This is a genomic window from Mesorhizobium sp. M7A.F.Ca.ET.027.02.1.1 (assembly GCF_004022985.1).
Classification (GTDB): Bacteria; Pseudomonadota; Alphaproteobacteria; order Rhizobiales; family Rhizobiaceae; genus Mesorhizobium.
Map to the genome: position 1 here is coordinate 1 of NZ_RZOL01000949.1, position 443 is coordinate 443.

At 59.4% G+C, this 443-nt stretch carries 1 protein-coding gene; it reads right to left on the reverse strand.

The annotated features are described in order from the left end of the window. Positions 1-443 (reverse strand): phosphate/phosphite/phosphonate ABC transporter substrate-binding protein (phnD, locus tag EN749_RS37160; RefSeq protein ID WP_128365157.1); only part of this gene is annotated, 443 nt, incomplete at both ends.

Sequence of the window (443 nt, forward strand, 5' to 3'; positions counted from 1 at the left end):
GCTTTCAGACAGGTTTTTACGCCACACGATCGGGTCGCCCGGGATCAGCGGCGATTTCCAGATAACCTTGATCTCTTTCAGCTTGTCCGGCGCTGAGGTTTTCAGCTTGTCGAGGTTCTCGGTGTTATTGGTGGCAACGTCCACCTGCTTGTTGGCCACGGCCAGGGCGTTGGTTTCGTGGCTGGCGTTCACCGCGCGTTTGAAGTCGCTGGCGGAGGCGTTGTTTTTGGCGAAGACGTAGTAGCCGGGGACAAGGTAACCGGAGGTGGAGTTCGGGTCGCCGTTGCCGAAGGTTAGCTCTTTGCGTTTGGCGAGCATGTCGTTGAGGTTGTTGATCGGGCTGTCTTTGTTCACGATCAGCACGCTCCAGTAGCCCGGGGAGCCATCTGCCGCGACGGTCTGGGCAAAGACCTGGCCGTTCGCGCGGTCCACCGCTTCCATGG